Raw genomic sequence first — 17,313 nt, 5'->3', positions numbered from 1 at the left:
GCCGGGCTCCGGACGGACCGCCGAACGAACGCCTCAGAGTTCCGAGCCTGTGCGGGCTCGGACGCCGTTGGCCAGGGCGACGCGGGACGACACGCCCAGCCGGGCGTACACCTGGCTGATGTGATACTCGACCGTCTTGACGCTCAGCAGCAGCTCGCGGGCGATCTGCCGGTTGGTCAACCCGTTGGCGACCAGCTGGGCCACGGCGTCCTGCTGCGGGGTCAGGCCGAGGGCGGAGACCGCGTGCTGCTGCCCGCACGCCGCCAGCTCGATCTCACAGCGTTGCGCGTACGGCACCGCCTCCAGGCGTTCCAGCTCCCGCAGCGCCTCCTTGAGCTGTTCGGCCGCCGCGGCCCGGCGACCGAGCCTGCGCAGGAACGAGCCGTACGCCAGCAGGGCCCGCGCCCGGTCGAACGGCTCCTCGGTCTTCACGCACGCCGCCTCGAACGCCACCCGGGCCATCTCGGTCTCATGCCCCGCCGCCAGCAGCCGAGCCCGGACACCGGGCGAGCCCGCCGGAACGTCATCGGCCCTGCGCAGGTCGCCCTCCGTGATGAGCGCGTCCAGCAGCAGATCGGCCCAGGGCAGCAACCCGCGCTCGGCATACGCCATCGCGTCCAGCGGCACGGGCTGGGCGTGGACGGTCAGGTCGGGCGACGAGGCAGCGATCTGGGCGTACGCGGTCGGGTCAGGCGATGAGGGAGCGGGCTTGGGGCGGGTGAACAGGTCGAGTAGTGGTGTCAGCAGGGTGATCACTTCGTCTGGCCGGTTCCGGGCCGCGGCCAGGTGGGCGGCGGCGAACGCGGGTCCGATGACCGCCACCGGCGCCGTCGCGTCCCTGGCCAGCCGGCGGGCCGCGTCGGCATGCTGTCCGGCGCGCCGCCAGTCGCCCCTGGCCGCGGGCACGAGTGACGCCACCGCGTGGGCGTGCGCGGACATCCAGCACGGGCCGAGCTCGTCGGCGATCGCGGCGGCGACCTGCCCCCGGGCCGCGGCGTCGTCCCAGCGGCCCTGCCGGTAGCCGGCCAGGCTGCTCATCGCGGCGGTGAGCAGCCTGGCCGGTGGCGAGCCCCCCAGCCCGCCGGAGTGACGCATCAGGCGCAGATAGTCGCCGGGCTCTGGGCGGCAGCTCCAGGCGTCGATCCTGGCCAGCAGCGCGGGCCGCGCGCACAGGGCCCGCGCCTCGGCGAGCGCCATCACCGCCTCCTCGGTCCGGCCCGCGTAGTGGGCCAGCACCCCTCGAGCGAAACGACCGTCCGCCACACCGGCCCCGGCGCCCATCTCGCGCGCACCAGCCTCCGAAACCGTCTCGGCGCCCATCTCGCGCATGTCGGGCTCTGGAGCCGTTGGGAAGGCTGTACCGGTCTTGGTGGTCGGGTCGTGGGCGCCGAGTCGTGCTGCCAGGGCGTGGGCCTCGGATGGGCGGCCGTCGAACAGGAGGGCTTCGACGGCGTCGGGGCCCGGCTCTCGGTCCAGCCTGGCCGCCTGCGCGAGAAGACGTGCCGCCTGACCCCAGTCGCCTGCCGCCGCCCTGCGCCGCCCTGCCGCGGCGATCTCCTGGACGAGTGGCGGGTCGGGACGTTCGGCGGCCCGTAGCAGGTGCTCCAGCCGGGTGGTCTCGTCCTGGGCCAGCGTCGCCGCCGCGGCGTGCAGCCGCAGCCGCTTGGTGGGGCCCATGTGCTGGTACACCGCCCCCTTGAGCAGTGGGTACGAGAAGCGGATCAGGATCCCGGCACCCGTCGGCCGCTCCATGAGCAGCCCGGCCCCCAGCGCCTCCTCCAGCGCGGAGAGCGGCGCGCGGACGCCGGCCAGCTTGGCGGCCGCGCCGAGCGGAACCTCGCCGGCCAGCTTGGCGGGCGCACTGAGGAGCCCTTCGCCGAACAGCCGGGCGGCAGCACTGAGTGGCCCCTCGCCGAACAGCCTGGCAGACGCACTGAGCGGCCCGTCGTCGAAAGGCGTGGCTGCCGCGCCGAGCGGCCCCTCCAGCCGGGCGGCGGCACCCGAGCCGGGTGCCGGCTCGGGTGCCGCCCAGCTGACCCCGCCCCCGACGCCGACCACGGCGATGTCGCAGGCCAGGACCGCCGCCGCCTCCACCAAAGACCGGGCGGCGTCGCTGCACCAGGCCAGGCGGGCCAGGGCGTCGCGCGCGTGCGCCCCCGGCACCGGCAGCGGGATCTGCGGATCGGCCAGTTCGTCGAGGTCGGTCTCCTCCAGGACCTGGAGGATGTGCCGCGGGTTGCCGCCGGTGTGCTCGCACAGCCGTCCGGCCGCCTGCTCGGTCAGGGGCAGGTGGGTCAGCGCGCGCACCTGCCGGGCGCTGATGCCGGTCAGCGCCAGGCGCACCGACATCTCGCGGGTGAGCAGCGGCTGGAGCGAGGCCGGCTGGTAGGGGTCCGGGCTGGTCAGCACGGTCAGGACGCGCGCGGGCCGCAGCCGTCGCCAGGCGAACGCGAGCGCGGTGAGCGAGACGGAGTCGGCCCAGTGCGCGTCGTCGATGGCGATCACCACCGGCCGTGCCGCCTGGAGTTCGTCGAGCCGGTCGCGGAGCCGTGCCCCCGCTTCGAACGGGTCCGCGGGCTGCAGCCCGGCGATCCTGGTGAGCACGCCGTAGGGCAGAACCGACTCGCTCTCCACGGCGTCGGTGGCGAGGACGTGCGCGTGGTCGTCGAGGGTGGCCAGGAACCGGCGCAGCAGGGTGCTCTTGCCGATGCCGGCGGGGCCGTGGATCAGGACCAGCCCGGGCTCACCCCGGCGGGCCAGTTCGAAGCGGGCCGCCAGCGACTCCAGCTCTCGTTCTCGCATGCGCACACAGTGCTCTGGTGTCCTCGCACTCACCTTGTCGTCGGCTGCAAGCGGAGGTTAAGCGGAGCGAGATATACCAGCATCGGGAGATTTAGCGATACATGCGAGGGGGCTTGCATGGATGGGGAGACGTTCACGATCGTGCTGCGAGGCGGGGCGATCCGTCCCGACGCGCGGCTGGGGGTGTTCAGCAGTCTTGACGGGTGGCGGGTCCGCGTGCCCTGCCGCTATGTGGAGGGCGCGGACGAGTGGCGGGTGGAGCTCGGCAGGCCGCCGGCGGGGACGGCCGTGGAGTTCAAGTTCCACTGTGACGGGGCCTGGGAGGCGCTGAACGGCAACCGCGTCGCCTCGCCCGCGGACATCGCGGCGGGCGAGCGGATCGAGACGATGACCGGCAGCCAGTCGGAGCTGTTCCCGACCCGGGACGACATCATCGTCACCAACCCGCTGCCGGCCCGCCGGCACTTCGCCCCCAAGCTGGACGAGGGGGCGGTGTACGACTACGTCATCGTCGGCAGCGGCATGGGCGGCGGCGTCCTGGCCCACGAGCTGACGAGGCTCGCCGCGGCCAAGGGCGGGCGGATGCCGCAGGTCCTCGTGCTGGAGGCCGGTGGCTACCTGTTCTCCACCCATGTCGGCAACATGCCCAGGCTGCAGAGCACCGGCGCCGAGGCGAACAGGACCGTCTGGGGCCTGTGGTACCAGTACCGGTCGGAGCGCTACCGGACGAGCTCGGCCCGGATGCAGGTCGCCGAGGCGTTCTGCCTGGGCGGGAAGTCGGTCTTCTGGGGGGCGCTGATCCCGCCGATGGCCGGGCGGGAGTTCGAGTCGTGGCCGCGCGGCGTCCGCGACGACCTGCGTACCCAGTGGTACGACGAGGCCACCGACCTGATGCACGGCACGCCCCCCGCGCTCAGCGACTACCGCAGGACGGTCAAGGAGCTGCTCCGCACCCAGCTGAAGCGCTTCCGCCAGCACGAGGTGCAGGTGGCGGCCGAGAACTCGGTGGCGCACCGGCTGGGCATCCCCTCGGGGATCTTCTCGACGGCGGCGCTGCTGATGGAGGACCGCCTGCGCGACGGGTGGAACAAGAGCCTGCACGTCAACCTCAACCACGAGGTCGTCGGGTTCCAATGGGACCGGTCGGGCGGCAGGCCCAGGGTGGCGGCCGTACGGGCGCGCGACCTGATCGCCGGGAAGGACCGGGAGTTCCGCCTGGCGGACGGCGGGCGCGTGATCATGGCGGCCGGCACCGTGGGCAGCGCCGTGCTCGCCCGCCGCGCGCAGCTCGGCAACGAGTGGGTCGGCAAGGGGATCACCGACCACCCGACCTACGTCTGGAAGTTCACGCTGCCGAGCGACGCGCCCGGATACGCCGCGCACGACTCGGTCAAGATCCTGCTGCGCGGCTCGGTCGGTTCGATGCCGATCAACGTGGTGGTGGAGATGGGCATCGGGCTCAACCAGTACCGGGTGGACGAGGACGCCGTCCCGGCGGCCGCGGACGTCTCCCGCATGGACTGCGAGATCGTCTTCTTCCCGTCGGTGTCGCTGCTCGACGGCAACACCGTCGAGCTGGACCCGGTCACCGGCCGGCCGGTGATCACGATGAAGCCGGTCGAGATCCCCGGCTACTTCGCGGCGGTGCGGGACATCGGCAGCCGGATCATCCGGATCATGGGCGGCGACCCGGCCGCCTCGGAACCGTTCGACGCCGATCTCGGCGCGGTCGGCCACGAGGTCGGCACGCTGCGGATGAGCGAGGACCCCGGCATGGGCGTGGTCGACCCCGACCTGAAGGTGTGGGGACACGACAACCTCTACGTCTGCGACCTGTCGGTCTTCCCGACATCGCCGGCCGCGAACCCCTCGCTGACGCTCACGGCCCTGGCGATGCGGCTGGCGGACCACCTTTCTCTTGGCGGGCTGGTCTAGCCGACGAATTGGTTCGTCAGAACCAGCACGGACGCGGGAGGCAGATCCTGCAGCTCGATGTGGCGCGAGGCGCCGGGGCCGGGCAGCACGGTCGCGGTCGATTTGAGCGGGTGCTTCGTCACCCCGCCGACCTCGGCCGTGTTGGCCACCACGGTGAGCGCCTGCGTGCGGGCGTTGAGGGCGCCGTCGATCTCGACGAGGGCGCCGCGCGTCTCGGTCAGGCTCGGGTTGACCACGCAGACCACCTCGGTCCCGGCCAGCACGCGCGACCAGCACAGCACCTCGCCGGGCCGGGGGAGCGCGTAGCCGCCGTCGGCCCGGCCGAGCCTGCGCAGGTACTGCCGGCCGGCGCGCAGCGCCCGATGGGCCGCCCGCGTGGTCAGCAGCATCCTGACCCGCTGGTAGATCTCGTTGTCCTGGTCGAAGACGTGGTGGTTCGCGGTGCCGAAGGGGCCGAACCCCGGCAGATCCGGGTCGAACAGGTGCGCTGCGGTCGGCGACTCGTCGTCGGCGGGACGGCCGGCGGCTCCCGCCTTGCGCGGATGCTCCGGCCCGAACATGGCCTCCCTCAGATACCGGTCACCCGACAGGTCGCGGATCCCCCAGCCCTCGCCCCTGAGCCACCCGCGCTCGCTCTCCTCAGGGCCGGTGAGCCCCTGCTCGGTGCCGTAGTAGAGACACGGGATGCCCAGCGAGTACAGCAGCAGCGCGACCCCGACCGTGACCTGGCGGGGATCGGGCTCGCTCCGGCCCGGCGGCGTCAGCGCGCCGAACCTGAGCTGCGGATCGATCCAGAGGTCGTCGTGATCGTCCAGCGACGAGACGTAGGCGGATCCCAGAGAACGATGAGTCACCCCATGCGTGGCGAACCTGCTGAAGAACTCCTCGACGGCGTCGGGGAAGGGGAAACCCTCCCGCCCGAGCGCCACCTCGCGCATGAGCCGCCGCGTCTCGCCGGTCTCCAGGACGGCGCTCAGATTGCGCCCGATCAGGCTCAGGTAGCGCTCCTCGATCGTGTCGCCGCCGCCGACCTCGCCCACGATGAGGAAGTTCGCCTTCCCCAGCCCGTCGGCGAACTCCTTGAGCGCCCCGCAGAACAGCGTGGCGTCCTGGGGCGGCACGTGCTTGAGCGTGTCGATGCGCACGCCGTCGATGTCGGTGAGCGCCACCCAGTAGCTCCAGATGCGGATGATCGTCTGCAGCTCCCTGGACTGGTCGAGGTCCCGGCTGAACCAGTCGGCCCGCCGGTAGGGCGCGTCCGGCTCCTCGTCGCCGCCCGCGCCCCAGCCGCCTCCGTCGCCGCCCGCCCTGGTGTACGCGTCGGGGTCGTGCAGCTCGCTCGGCCATACGCCGTGGTCGGGCTCGGTCGGCGCGGTGCCGTGCGGCAGGCGCTGCCCCGTGCCGTCACGCCACGCGCCGAACGGCAGCCTCCCCTCCCGGCCCGCGTACGGCGGGCGGACCACGTACTGAGGATGGCCGGGGGTGCCGAGGTCGTAGTCCCAGTTCTCGCCGGTGTGGTTGATGAGGATGTCGAGGATGATGCGGATACCGCGTTCGTGGGCCTCCCGTACCAGCTCCACCAGGTCCTCGCGGGTGCCGAACCTGCGGTCGATGTCCAGGAAGTGCTGGATGGAGTAGCCGTGGGGGTCGTCCGGCGCGGGGACGCCGTCGACGGACGTGACGGGCCGCTGCTTCCACACCGGAGCGATCCACAGCGCGCTCACGCCGAGGTCGCGCAGGTAGTCGAGCTTGGAGATGACGCCCCGCAGGGTGCCGCCCTGGAAGCGGTCCCGGCCGGAGGCCGCCCACCGGTTCCACATCCACCCGGCCGGGCGGGAGTTCGCCGGACGGGCCCGGTCGACGGGGTCGCGCTCGGCCTCGCGGCCGTCGCTGAACCTGTCGGGCAGCAGGAAGTAGATGACCTCGTCGCGCCAGTCGGACGGCGAGGGGTGATAGCTCTCACGTTGGGGCCAGACGGCCTCCCAGATGCTCCGGGGCGGGGCTTGGCCGGTGATCTCGTCGATGTTCGCCATGGCGCCAGGCTCCTTGGCCTTGGATTCGTCCCTGTCTGCCCAATCTGAACCGCGTTACAGTCGCAGGCAAGAGGAGAGGAGACGCGTGGACATCCGGATCCTGGGCACGTTCGACGTCCTGATCGATGGCGACTCCGTCGCGCTCGGCGGACCGCAGCGGATGGCCATCCTCGTCGTTCTGCTCCTGCATCAGGGTGAGGTTCTCACCTCTGACCAGCTCATCGAGCACGTCTGGGGTGAGTCGCGGCCCAAGAGCGCGCTGAGCGCGCTGCACGCCCACGTGTCCCGGCTGCGCAAGGCGCTGAACGGCGCCGACATCCTGCAGTCGCACGGCTCGGGCTACCGCGTCGTCGTCGAGCCGGACATGGTCGACGCCTTCCGCTTCGAGCGGCTGGTCGAGCAGGGCGGCCGGGCGCTGGCCCAGCGGGACTGGGCGGCGGCCGTGGCACTGTACAGCCAGGGGCTCGGCCTGTGGCGCGGCCCGGCGCTGACCGAGTTCGCCACCGAGCCGTGGGCGCAGTGCGACGCCATCAGGCTCGAGGAGCTGCGCTTCAGCGCCGAGGAGGGCCGGACCGACGCGGAGCTGGCTCTGGGACGTCACGCCGAGGCGCTGCCGCGCCTGGAGCAGCGCGTCAGCGAGCATCCGCTGCGCGAGCGGTCCGTCGCCCAGCTCATGCGCTCGCTCTACCGGTGCGGGCGGCAGGGCGACGCGCTGAACGTGTACGAGCGGGTCCGCCGGATCCTCGCCGAAGAGCTGGGTGTGGACCCCGCCCCGGCGTTACAGGCCACCCACCAGGCCATCCTGCGGCACGATCCGGGGCTCGACGGCAGCCCGGCCCCACCGGCGCGCCAGGACGCGCCGCCGCGGCGGATCGTCAATCTGCCCTCGCGCAACCAGGTGTTCTCCGGCCGCGAGGCGATCCTGGACGAGATCGAGGCCGCGCTGACCGAGCCGACGACCCGCCCGCCGCCCCGGGTGGTGGCGCTGCACGGGCTTGGCGGCACCGGCAAGACGCAGGCCGCCCGGGAGTACGCGCACCGGCACGCCGCCGATTACGACGTGGTCTGGGAAGCCTCGGCCGTCGAACCCGTCGCCTTCTGGAGCGTACTGGCGGAGCTGGCGCTGCGCCTGGGTGTACGCCAGCAGGCCGACCGCGGCGAGATCCTCGCCGCGCTGAGCGAGCGCCTGGCCGGAATGGAGCGCTGGCTGCTGATCCTCGACGACGTCGAGGACGGCACGCTGATCGAGGCGTTCCTGTCGTCGCTGCGGGCCGGGCACGTCATCGTGACCTCGCGCAACCCCGCCTGGGGCCAGCTTGCCGTGGGCATCCGCGTGGGCCCCTTCTCCCGGTCGGAGTCCGTCGACTTCCTGTCCAAGCGGGTGGCCAGGACCAGCGGCGCCTGGGCGCTCGCCGACCAGCTCGGTGACCTGCCCTTCGCGCTGGAGCAGGCCGCCGCCTACAGCGAGCAGACCGGCATGAAGCTCGACGAGTACGGCGACCTGTTCCGGCGCCGCGCGGACCAGCTGCTCACCCGGGACAAGGCGTTCGCCACGGTCTGGCAGCTCGCCTTCGAGCGGGTCGCGGAGGCGTCGCCCGTCGCCATCGAGCTGCTGCACCTCTGCGCGACGCTGGGCCCCGGCGGCGTCTCGCTCGACCTGCTGCACTCCATGCCCGGCGTGCTGCCGCCCGCGCTCAAGGACGCGGTCGAGGACGAGCTGGCCCTGCAGGACGCCATCGCCCACTTACTGCGCCACTCGCTCGTCGAGCGGGACCGGGGACGGGTGCGCATGCACCCGCTCGTCAAGGCCGCGGTCTGGGCCAGGCTGCCCGGCGAGGAGCGGCGTGCCTGGGTGACCTGCGCCGTGCGGATCCTGAGCTCGGTCGTGCCCGCCGACGCCGAGAACCCCACCACCTGGCGGACCTGGGACAGCGTCATCCCCGACGTCATCCATCTCGGCCAGGAGGCCGACAGCGCGGGCCTCGTCGTGCCGGGCCTGCCCCGCATGCTCTGCGGCTCCGGCCACTACCTCACGGTCCGGGCGGCGTTCGAGCGGGCGCAGGAGCTGTTCGAGCTGGCGCTGCGGCTGGTCAGGCGGCAGCCGGGCGCCGACGGCGACCTGGCGGCCGTCCTGTCCGACCACGGCAACCTGCTGGAGCTCACCGGGGACATCAACGGCGCCCGCGCCGCCCAGGAGCAGGCGCTGGTGCTGGCCGAACGGGCCATGGGCGGCGACCACCCTGCCGTGGCGCGGGTCCTGCAACGGCTCGGCGACGTGCTCGTCTGCCAGCGCCGCCTGCCCGAGGCCAGGCGTACCCTCGAACGCGCCCTGGCCATCCTGACGGCCTGGCACGAGCCGGACCGCAGGGAGATCGCCCGCGTCAGCCGGGACCTGGGCTTCGCCGCGTGGACGGCGGGCGACCTGCGCGCCGCCCAGGAATGGCTGACCAGGGCACTGGCCACGGCGCGCACGATCCTCGGCCCCGACCACCCGGACGTCGCCCACACCCTCTCCGGGCTGGGCCTCGTCGTCCAGGACACGGGCCGCCCGCAGCGGGCCGTCAAGCTGCAGGAGCAGGCGGCGTCGATGCTCGCCGCCGTGTACGGGGACGAGCATCCCGACGTCGCCCACACGCTCGACAAGCTCGGGTACGCGCTGCGCCTCACCGGCCGCTTCGAGGAGGCCAGGATCAGCCACGAGCGGGCGCTGTCGATCCTGGAGTTCTGCTACGGCCCCGGCCACGGCGAGGTCGGCATGCCGCTGACCAACCTCGGCCTGGTCGACCTGGACACCGGCGAGCCGAAGCTGGCCAGGGACCACCAGGAGCGGGCGATCCAGGTGTTCAGGAACGCCTACGGCGACGACCACGCCCACGTCCACCTGGGCGTCCGGCGGCTGGGCCAGGCTCTGCTGGCCGACGGCCGGGCCGCCGAGGCGCGCGACCTGCTGCGCAGCGCGCTGGCGGGCACCGAGCGCGTGCTGGGCAGCGATCACCCCGACGTGGCCTACACCCTGCTCGACCTCGCGGAGGCGCACGAGCGGCTGGAGGAGCGGGAGTCCGCCGCCGACTGCCGGTCCAGGGCCGAGCGGATTCTGGCACGTGGCAGGAGCCCCATTCAGGGTTAGCCCTCAGCCGCTCCCCGAGGCCGGATCCGCCCGGGAACGTGACCCTGGGGACATGCCGGATTTCACGGACGCGTCCAGGGGGAAGCATGACCACGATCACCGAACGGCGCGAGTCCACCGTCCACTTCGAGGCAGTGGTGCGGCCACCGGGGCGGGCCTCCATGTTCGCCGAGTCGTCGGCCGTACAGGCGGCGGGTCTTGACGATCTCAGACCGCCGCCGGAGCGGGCCGCGCAGGCCGCGCTCGCCTTGCGGCGCAGGGGGTTCACCGTCCGGCACATCGGGACGTTCTCCATCAGTGCGGAGGGCCCGCGCCGGCTCTGGGAGGAGACGTTCAACACCCGTGTGGAAGCCAGGCCGCACAGCCTGCGCGGCGCGCCGGTCGCCACCGTGGACGACGAGGTCTCCTATTTGTCGCATGTATCCGGGGTCCCGTTCACGCTGCCGGCCGACCTGGATCCGCTGATCGAGCGGGCCTACCCGCAGGCGCCGCCGCAGTTCTACGGCTCGCCGCTGCCGCCCCGGGTGGCCTATCACCACCTGCGGGTGCCGGACGACGTCGGGCTGCTCCTGCGCGCCTGCCATGTGCACGAGCGGGGGGTGACCGGCCGGGGCGTGTTCGTCGCCATGGTCGACACGGGTTTCTACAAACATCCCTTCTACCCGCATCACGGTTACAACTACAACGCCACCCTCGCGCCGGACGCCACCCGCGTGGACCACGACGAGTACGGCCACGGCACGGCCGAGGCGGCCAACATCTTCGCCTGCGCGCGCGACGTGGACTTCGTCGGCGTGAAGATGGGCGGCAACGCCACGCTCGCGTTCAAGACCGCCTCCGACCTGTCGCCCGCGGTCCTGACCAACAGCTGGGGCTATGACCTCAACGGGCTCACCGGGCTGCCCAACCATCTGCGGCCGCTGGAGTTGGCCGTGCTGGAGGCCGTACGGGTGCGCGGCATCACGGTCTGCTTCTCGGCGGGCAACGGCCACATCTCCTTCCCCGCGATGATGCCCGACGTCATCGCCGCGGGCGGCGTGTACGTGGAGGAGACGCAGGCCAACGGGGAGTTCAGGATGGAGGCGTCCGACTACGCGAGCAGTTTCGACAGCCTCATCTACCCCGGGCGGCACGTGCCCGACGTCTGCGGGCTGGTGGGACGGCAGCCCAGGGCGCTGTACATCATGCTGCCCACCGAGCCCGGCGACGTCATCGACTCCTCGCTGGCCGGGCCCGGATACCCGGTCAAGGACGGCACCGCGCCCGACGACGGCTGGAGCGTGATCAGCGGCACCAGCGCGGCGGCGCCGCAGATCGCCGGGGTGTGCGCCCTGCTGAAGCAGGTCCAGCCGGGGCTGTCGCCCGACCTGGTGAAGGCGCTGCTCAGGGCGTCGGCGCGGGACGTCGTCGACGGCAAGAGCGGGACGGGCGAGCTCGCGGGGGAGGGCTTCGACGGGGCGACGGGTGCGGGGCTCGTCGACGCCGCGGCGGCGTACCTGCTGGCGCGCTCGGTCACACCACGCAACCTGCACACCGTCCCACCGCCCGTCTGACGGGCCACCTGACTGCCGGGCGGCCCAGCCTTTGGGCAGGTCCGACCCCGGCGGGGGGCCGCGGCGGCGCCGCGGGGGCGGCCGCCGCGGCCCTGCTGGGCCTTCTCAGGGGGCTTTCAGCGGTTTAGGTTCCGGTTCAGTACGTGTCGGGGGAGATTCCAGATCCGTCCCTAGTGGGGGAATCCGCATGCGCACGATCCGCAGAACGGTCCTCATCCTCATCACGGCGCTCTCCCTGCCTCTCGCCATGGCCGTCCCGGCGCAGGCCGGCGGGCTCGACGACCTCTTCGCCAAGCTGCTGGTGAAGCAGGTCAAAGGCGCGAACGTCAAGAAGCACCTGGACGCGTTGCAGGCGATAGCCGACGCCAACGGCGGCACGCGGGCGGCGGGCACGCCCGGCTACGACGCCTCCCGCGACTACGTCGCCGGCAAGCTGCGCAAGGCCGGCTACAAGGTCACGCTCCAGCCGATCAACTTCGTCGAGAGCTGGACCGAGAACAGCCCGCCCGTACTCAACGGCTACGTCCCGAACGAGGACTTCTTCAGCTTCCAGCCCTCTCCGGCGGGCGAGGTGACCGCGCCGGTGCAGGGCGTGGACCTGACCCTGCCGCCGACGGCCACGCCGACCTCCAACAGCGGCTGCGAGGCGGCGGACTTCGCCGGCTTCACGCCGGGCAACATCGCGCTCATCCAGCGCGGTACCTGCGCCTTCGCCCTGAAGATCCGCAACGCGGGAGCGGCGGGCGCCTCCGGCATCATCGTCTTCAACGAGGGCCAGGCAGGCAGGACCGAGGCGTTCCCGCTGGACATCGGTGAGTGGCGGGCCGGCGTCCCGATGGTCTTCGCCGACTTCGCCGTCGGCAACGCGCTGGCCGCCACGCCGGGCGCGAGCGTCCACCTCAAGGTCGACTCCACGCTCGTCCTGGGCACCAACGACAACGTGATCGCCGAGAGCCGCGGCGGCGACCCGCGCAACGTCGTCATGACCGGAGCGCACCTCGACTCCGTCCACGCCGGGCCCGGCATCAACGACAACGGCTCCGGCACGGCCTCCATCCTGGAGGTCGCCGAGGAGATGGCGGGCTTCCCGGTCAAGAACAAGGTGCGGTTCGCGTTCTGGGCCGGCGAGGAGATCGGTCTGCTCGGCTCCGACCAGTACGTCGAGAAGCTGACCCCGGCACAGCGGGACCGCATCAGGTTGTACCTGAACTTCGACATGGTCGCCTCGCCCAACTACGCCTACAAGCTCTATGACGGCGACAACTCCGACGCCGTCGGCTCGCCCGCGGGCCCGCCCGGATCCGCGCAGATCGAGAAGCAGCTCGAAGCCTTCTACGACAGCCGCGGCCTGGGCCACAACGGCACCGACTTCGACGGCCGCTCCGACTACGGGCCGTTCATCGCGGTCGGCATCCCGTCCGGCGGCATCTTCACCGGCGCCGAGGGGATCAAGACGGCCGCGGAGGCGGCCCTGTTCGGTGGTACGGCGGGCGTCGCCTATGACGTCTGCTACCACCAGGCGTGCGACACGACCGCCAACATCAACGCGACCGCGCTGGACGTGGACGCCGACGCGATCGCCGACTCCGTGGCCAGGTACGCGTTCAACACCCGCTCCATCCCCGGCCGGGCGGCGGTCGCGTCCGGTGCGCGGGCCGCGGTGACCAGCTCCGTCAGCTGACCTGCCGCTATCGACGGGCGGGCTTTCATGGCCCGCCCGTTTTCGCGTGCTTGCCTCACCGGCCGGGAAGAGCCGTGGGGTCGCGCCGGTTGCATCCGTACGTGGACGAGATCGACGTCGTGGTGATCGGGGCCGGGCAGGCCGGGCTGTCGAGCGCTTACTTCCTGCGCCGGTTCGGCTTCGAGCCGCTGGTGCTGGACGCGGCTGACGGGCCGGGTGGCGCGTGGCGGCACCGGTCGCCGTCGCTGACCATGGACAAGGTGCACGGCCTCTTCGACCTGCCCGGCGTGCGGCGCGCCGATCCGGCGGTGGGCGGTCCGCGCGAGGCTGATGGGTGGCGGCCCGCCGCCGTGGTGGTGCCCGCGTACTTCGCGGACTACGAACGAGAGCTCGGGCTCGCCGTGCTGCGGCCGGTCAAGGTGACGGCGGTGGCGCGTGGCGAAGGCGGGCGGCTCGTCGTCACCTCCGGCGCGGGGGAGTGGGTGGCGCGAGCCGTCGTCAACGCCACCGGCACCTGGACCCGTCCGTACTGGCCGTACTATCCGGGCGCGCGCTCCTTCCGCGGTCGTCAACTGCACTACGCGACGTACCGGGGACCGGAGGAGTTCGCGGGGCGGCGGGTGGTCGTCGTGGGCGGCGGGACCTCGGCCGCCCACGTGCTCTCCGAGCTCGCCGACGTGGCCGCGAGCACCTTGTGGGTCACTCGCCGGCCGCCCGTGTTCCGCCCTCTGGACGACTTCGGCGAGGACGCGCGCCGTGACGCGGTCGCCATGGTCGAGGAGCGGGTACGCGCCGGGCTGCCGCCGCAGAGCGTGGTCGCCGTGACGGGCCTCGGGTACACGCCGATCGTCCGGGAGGCGCTGGCCAAGGGGGCGCTGGAGCGGCTGCCGATGTTCAGCCGGATCACGGCCGATGGGGTGAGCTGGGATGACGGGCGGTACGCGGAAGCGGACACGATCATCTGGGCCACCGGGTTCCGTTCGGCGCTCGACCACCTCGCCCCGCTGCGGCTGCGCGAGCCCGGGGGCGGGATCCGGGTGGACGGCACCGCGGTGATCGCCGAGCCCCTGCTGCAGCTTGTGGGATACGGCCCGTCGGCGAGCACGATCGGCGCCAACCGCGCGGGCCGGACCGCCGCCGGGAACATCCGCCGGCTCCTCGCCGTGGCCCCAGCCGCCTGAACCTACTATAAAGCGTAGTTAACATACCGATTGCCGCAAGGGTTCGGTGACGCGGGCAATAACGCTCGACACGGGGCGTTACCACGGGTTAGCGTCAGGTATAAGGATCTTTATCCGTCTTTGGAGGTCCCACCGATGGACGTTCCCGGCTACACCGAAGTCCGGGAACTTGGACATGGCGCGACCGGCCGGGTCATGCTCGCATTACGGGCGCCCGACGGGATGCCCGTGGCGATCAAGCACCTGTCCGCGCGATTACGCGACGACGAGCTGTTCGCCGAACGGTTCCGCGCGGAGGCCGGGCTGATCCGCGAGCTCGACAGCCCGCACACGGCCCGCCTGCTCGACTACGTCGAAGGCCAGGACGACGCCTGCATCGTGATGGAGCTGGTGGACGGCATCACCCTGCGCCGCCTGCTGGGGCACGCGGGCGCCACCGGTCCCGAGGCGGCGCTGACCGTACTGAAGGGCGCCCTGCTCGGGCTGGCCGAGGCGCACCGGCGCGGCGTCGTACACCGTGACTTCAAGCCCGAGAACGTGATCGTCTCGCCGGACGGACAGAGCAAGCTGGTCGACTTCGGTGTCGCCGCGCACTCCGGCGAGAACGCACCGCTCGCCGGGACCCCCTCCTACATGGCGCCCGAGCAGTGGGCGGACGCCCCGGCCGGGCCGGCGTCGGACGTGTACGCGGCGGCCGTGGTGTTCTTCGAGTGCCTCACCGGGCACCGGCCCTTCACCGGCGAGAACTACGCCGCCCTCGCCTACCAGCACCAGCACGCCGAACCCCCGCTGGAGGACATCGAGGAGCCGATGCGGGCACTGGTCGGGCACGGCCTGGCCAAGGACCCCGCCGACCGGCCGGAGTCGGCCGAGGCGTTCCTGGAGGAGCTGGAGGAGGTCGCCGACCTCGCCTACGGCACCGGCTGGGAGGTGCGCGGCCGGGCCGGCCTCGGCCTGCTGACCGTGCCGCTCACCGCGCTCCTTCCCCTGTCGAAGCCGCTGCCGGCGCAGGGGAGCGGCACGAGCCTGTTCGAGAACGCGCTCGCGCCGGTGGCCAAGTTCGCGGTGACGAGCGGTCTGGTGGTCGCGACCGCCGCCGCGGTGGTGGCGGCGTTCGTGATCTGGAACGATTCACCGCCGGACGGCGTCGCCGCGCTCCCGCCCGTCAGCACGTCCGCCCCCCTCATCCCCAGCCGATCGGGTACGGCGGAGCCGCCCATCATCTCCACCGGCCCGAGCACCACTGACGCTGTGGTTCCGACGGTCACCAGGGATCACGCCGACCCCACCGGATCGCGCGAGCCTGCCCGCTCACACGAACCCACCCGTGGGCCGGAGCCGACACGGACCACTCACCCCGCGACCTCACAACCGACCATCAAGCCGACCATCAAGCCGACCGGCGGGCCGGCCACCAAGCAGGCGGCCACGACGAAGCCCGCCACCAGCGAGCCCAAGCCGTCCGAACGCCCGGCCACCACCCACCCCGCGACCACCCAGGCCCCCGCCCCGGCCACGGCCGCGCAGCCGCTGGTCTCGGTGTCGGTCAAGGTGTCGGTCGGCGTGCCGCTGCTCGAGGGCAAGGACGGCCTGCTGGACGCGGACGTCGATCTCGAGATCGGCAGCGGTCTGCTCGGCTTCGTGCTGGTCCCCGGCTCGGCTCTGCTCGGCCGCCACTGGGCGGCCCGCAGAGCCAGGCGGCCCCGGCCCCTTCACCCGTCCTGCCCTCCGAACCCCGACGACTGACCCGTGACCCGCGCCGGGTGTGCCTCCACAATGACGGTCATGCCGAAATTTGCTAATTTGCCGTCCGATACATGTGATCCCCTACTATCTAGCCTCGGATAGGGGGCTACTTCGGAGCCCCGCCAGCTCGGGCGAAGGAGAAGTGTGGCGGTTGCATCCCCCGCAGACCGGCGGCGCCGTCCCATCCGAACCCTCACCCAAGCGCTCTCCGCGCTGCTCACAGCGGTGCTCCTGATAACGGGACCGGCCACCCCCGCGCACGCGGCCCCCAAACCGACGATCAAGCAGCTCAAGAAGGAACTGACCGCCCTGCGGAAGCAGTCGGACAAGCTGATCACCGAGTACTACAACGGCCGCATCGCCCACCAGAAGGCCGAGAAGGCGGAGCGGGCCGCCAAGGAGAAGCTGGCCGCGGCCCAGGAGATCTACGACCGCGAGTCGGCCGAACTCAGGCTGATGGCCATCGCCCAATACACCAACGGCGGCCCCCCGAGCGCGGCCACCATGCTCTCGGGGACCGAGGACCCGTCGGCGCTCATGGGCGGCCTTGCCCTCTCTCAGCACCTCATAGACCAGCAGAACGCCCGGCTAAGCGGCTTCGCCCAGGTCAGAGACGGCCGCAGGCAGGCTGAGGAAGAGGCGGCCGCCCGCGCCGAGGAACTCGGCACCCAGGTCGCCGACCTCGGCAAGCGCAAGGACAAAGCCGAGAGCCTGATCAAGAAGATCAAGGACAAGATCGACAAGCTCTACAAGGCGCCGGGGGTACGGCGTTCGGACGGCACCTGGGTCCCGCAGCTACCCGGGGGCTCCGACAACATCACGCCCCGGATGCGCCTGGTCAAGACCCTCGTGAAGGAGCGGTTCGACGTACCGAACGGGATCGGCTGCTACCGGGCGATCCAGGACGGCGGCGAGCACCCGCTCGGGCGGGCGTGCGACTTCATGCTGAGCCGCGGCGGCTCGATGCCGACGGCCGCCGAGGTGGCCCGCGGCAACGAGATCGCCGCCTGGGCGATCAAAAACTCCAAGCGGCTCGGCATCATGTACATCATCTACCGGCAGCGAATCTGGCACGCCAGGACCGGCGCCTGGCGCACGATGTCAGACCGCGGCGGCACCACGGCCAACCACTATGACCACCCGCACATCTCGGTGTACTGAGCCGATGGGGCGCCCGGGCTACAAAGGACCTCCGCTTCGCTCCGGACAGATCCGTTAGCTCTCATTAGGGCTTCGCTTTCTGGGCGCTTCGCGC

9 protein-coding genes are annotated in these 17,313 nt (G+C 72.1%); 7 read left to right on the top strand and 2 right to left on the bottom strand.

Annotated elements, in window-relative coordinates; genetic code table 11:
* Positions 1–33 precede the first annotated feature (33 nt).
* Positions 34–2,802: an AAA family ATPase gene (locus KLK06_RS07195; RefSeq protein ID WP_214634501.1), complete on the bottom strand. Its 2,769-nt coding sequence runs from the start codon at positions 2,800–2,802 to the stop codon at positions 34–36.
* 117 nt (positions 2,803–2,919) lie between these two features.
* On the opposite strand from KLK06_RS07195, the gene KLK06_RS07190 reads away from it, so the two are divergent.
* Entirely contained in the window at positions 2,920–4,737 is a 1,818-nt protein-coding gene (locus KLK06_RS07190; protein WP_214634500.1) for a GMC oxidoreductase, read from the top strand.
* Here KLK06_RS07190 and KLK06_RS07185 read toward each other — a convergent pair.
* Complete coding sequence (locus KLK06_RS07185; protein ID WP_214634499.1) at positions 4,734–6,770, bottom strand: alpha-amylase family glycosyl hydrolase; 2,037 nt, start codon at positions 6,768–6,770, stop codon at positions 4,734–4,736. The genes KLK06_RS07190 and KLK06_RS07185 overlap by 4 nt on opposite strands.
* Positions 6,771–6,855: 85 nt before the next feature.
* On the opposite strand from KLK06_RS07185, the gene fxsT reads away from it, so the two are divergent.
* From fxsT to KLK06_RS07155, 6 genes are all read left to right on the top strand, one after another.
* Positions 6,856–9,897, top strand: a complete 3,042-nt coding sequence (fxsT, locus tag KLK06_RS07180) for an FxSxx-COOH system tetratricopeptide repeat protein (RefSeq protein ID WP_214634498.1) — start codon at positions 6,856–6,858, stop codon at positions 9,895–9,897.
* 86 nt (positions 9,898–9,983) lie between these two features.
* Entirely contained in the window at positions 9,984–11,450 is a 1,467-nt protein-coding gene (locus KLK06_RS07175; protein WP_214634497.1) for a S8 family serine peptidase, read from the top strand.
* Between the two features lie 187 nt (positions 11,451–11,637).
* Positions 11,638–13,131, top strand: a complete 1,494-nt coding sequence (locus KLK06_RS07170; protein WP_214634496.1) for a M28 family metallopeptidase — start codon at positions 11,638–11,640, stop codon at positions 13,129–13,131.
* Positions 13,132–13,232: 101 nt separating this feature from the next.
* Positions 13,233–14,312, top strand: a complete 1,080-nt coding sequence (locus KLK06_RS07165; protein ID WP_308168131.1) for an FAD-dependent oxidoreductase — start codon at positions 13,233–13,235, stop codon at positions 14,310–14,312.
* Positions 14,313–14,447: 135 nt separating this feature from the next.
* Positions 14,448–16,058, top strand: a complete 1,611-nt coding sequence (locus KLK06_RS59630) for a serine/threonine-protein kinase (protein WP_250904965.1) — start codon at positions 14,448–14,450, stop codon at positions 16,056–16,058.
* 144 nt (positions 16,059–16,202) lie between these two features.
* A complete protein-coding gene (locus KLK06_RS07155) occupies positions 16,203–17,219 on the top strand; it encodes a hypothetical protein (RefSeq protein WP_308168130.1) in 1,017 nt (338 codons plus the stop codon).
* Positions 17,220–17,313 lie beyond the last annotated feature (94 nt).

The sequence above is a fragment of the Nonomuraea sp. NEAU-A123 genome (assembly GCF_018603905.1).
In the GTDB taxonomy this organism is placed as follows: domain Bacteria; phylum Actinomycetota; class Actinomycetes; order Streptosporangiales; family Streptosporangiaceae; genus Nonomuraea.
This window is presented reverse-complemented; position numbering and strand designations above follow the sequence as displayed.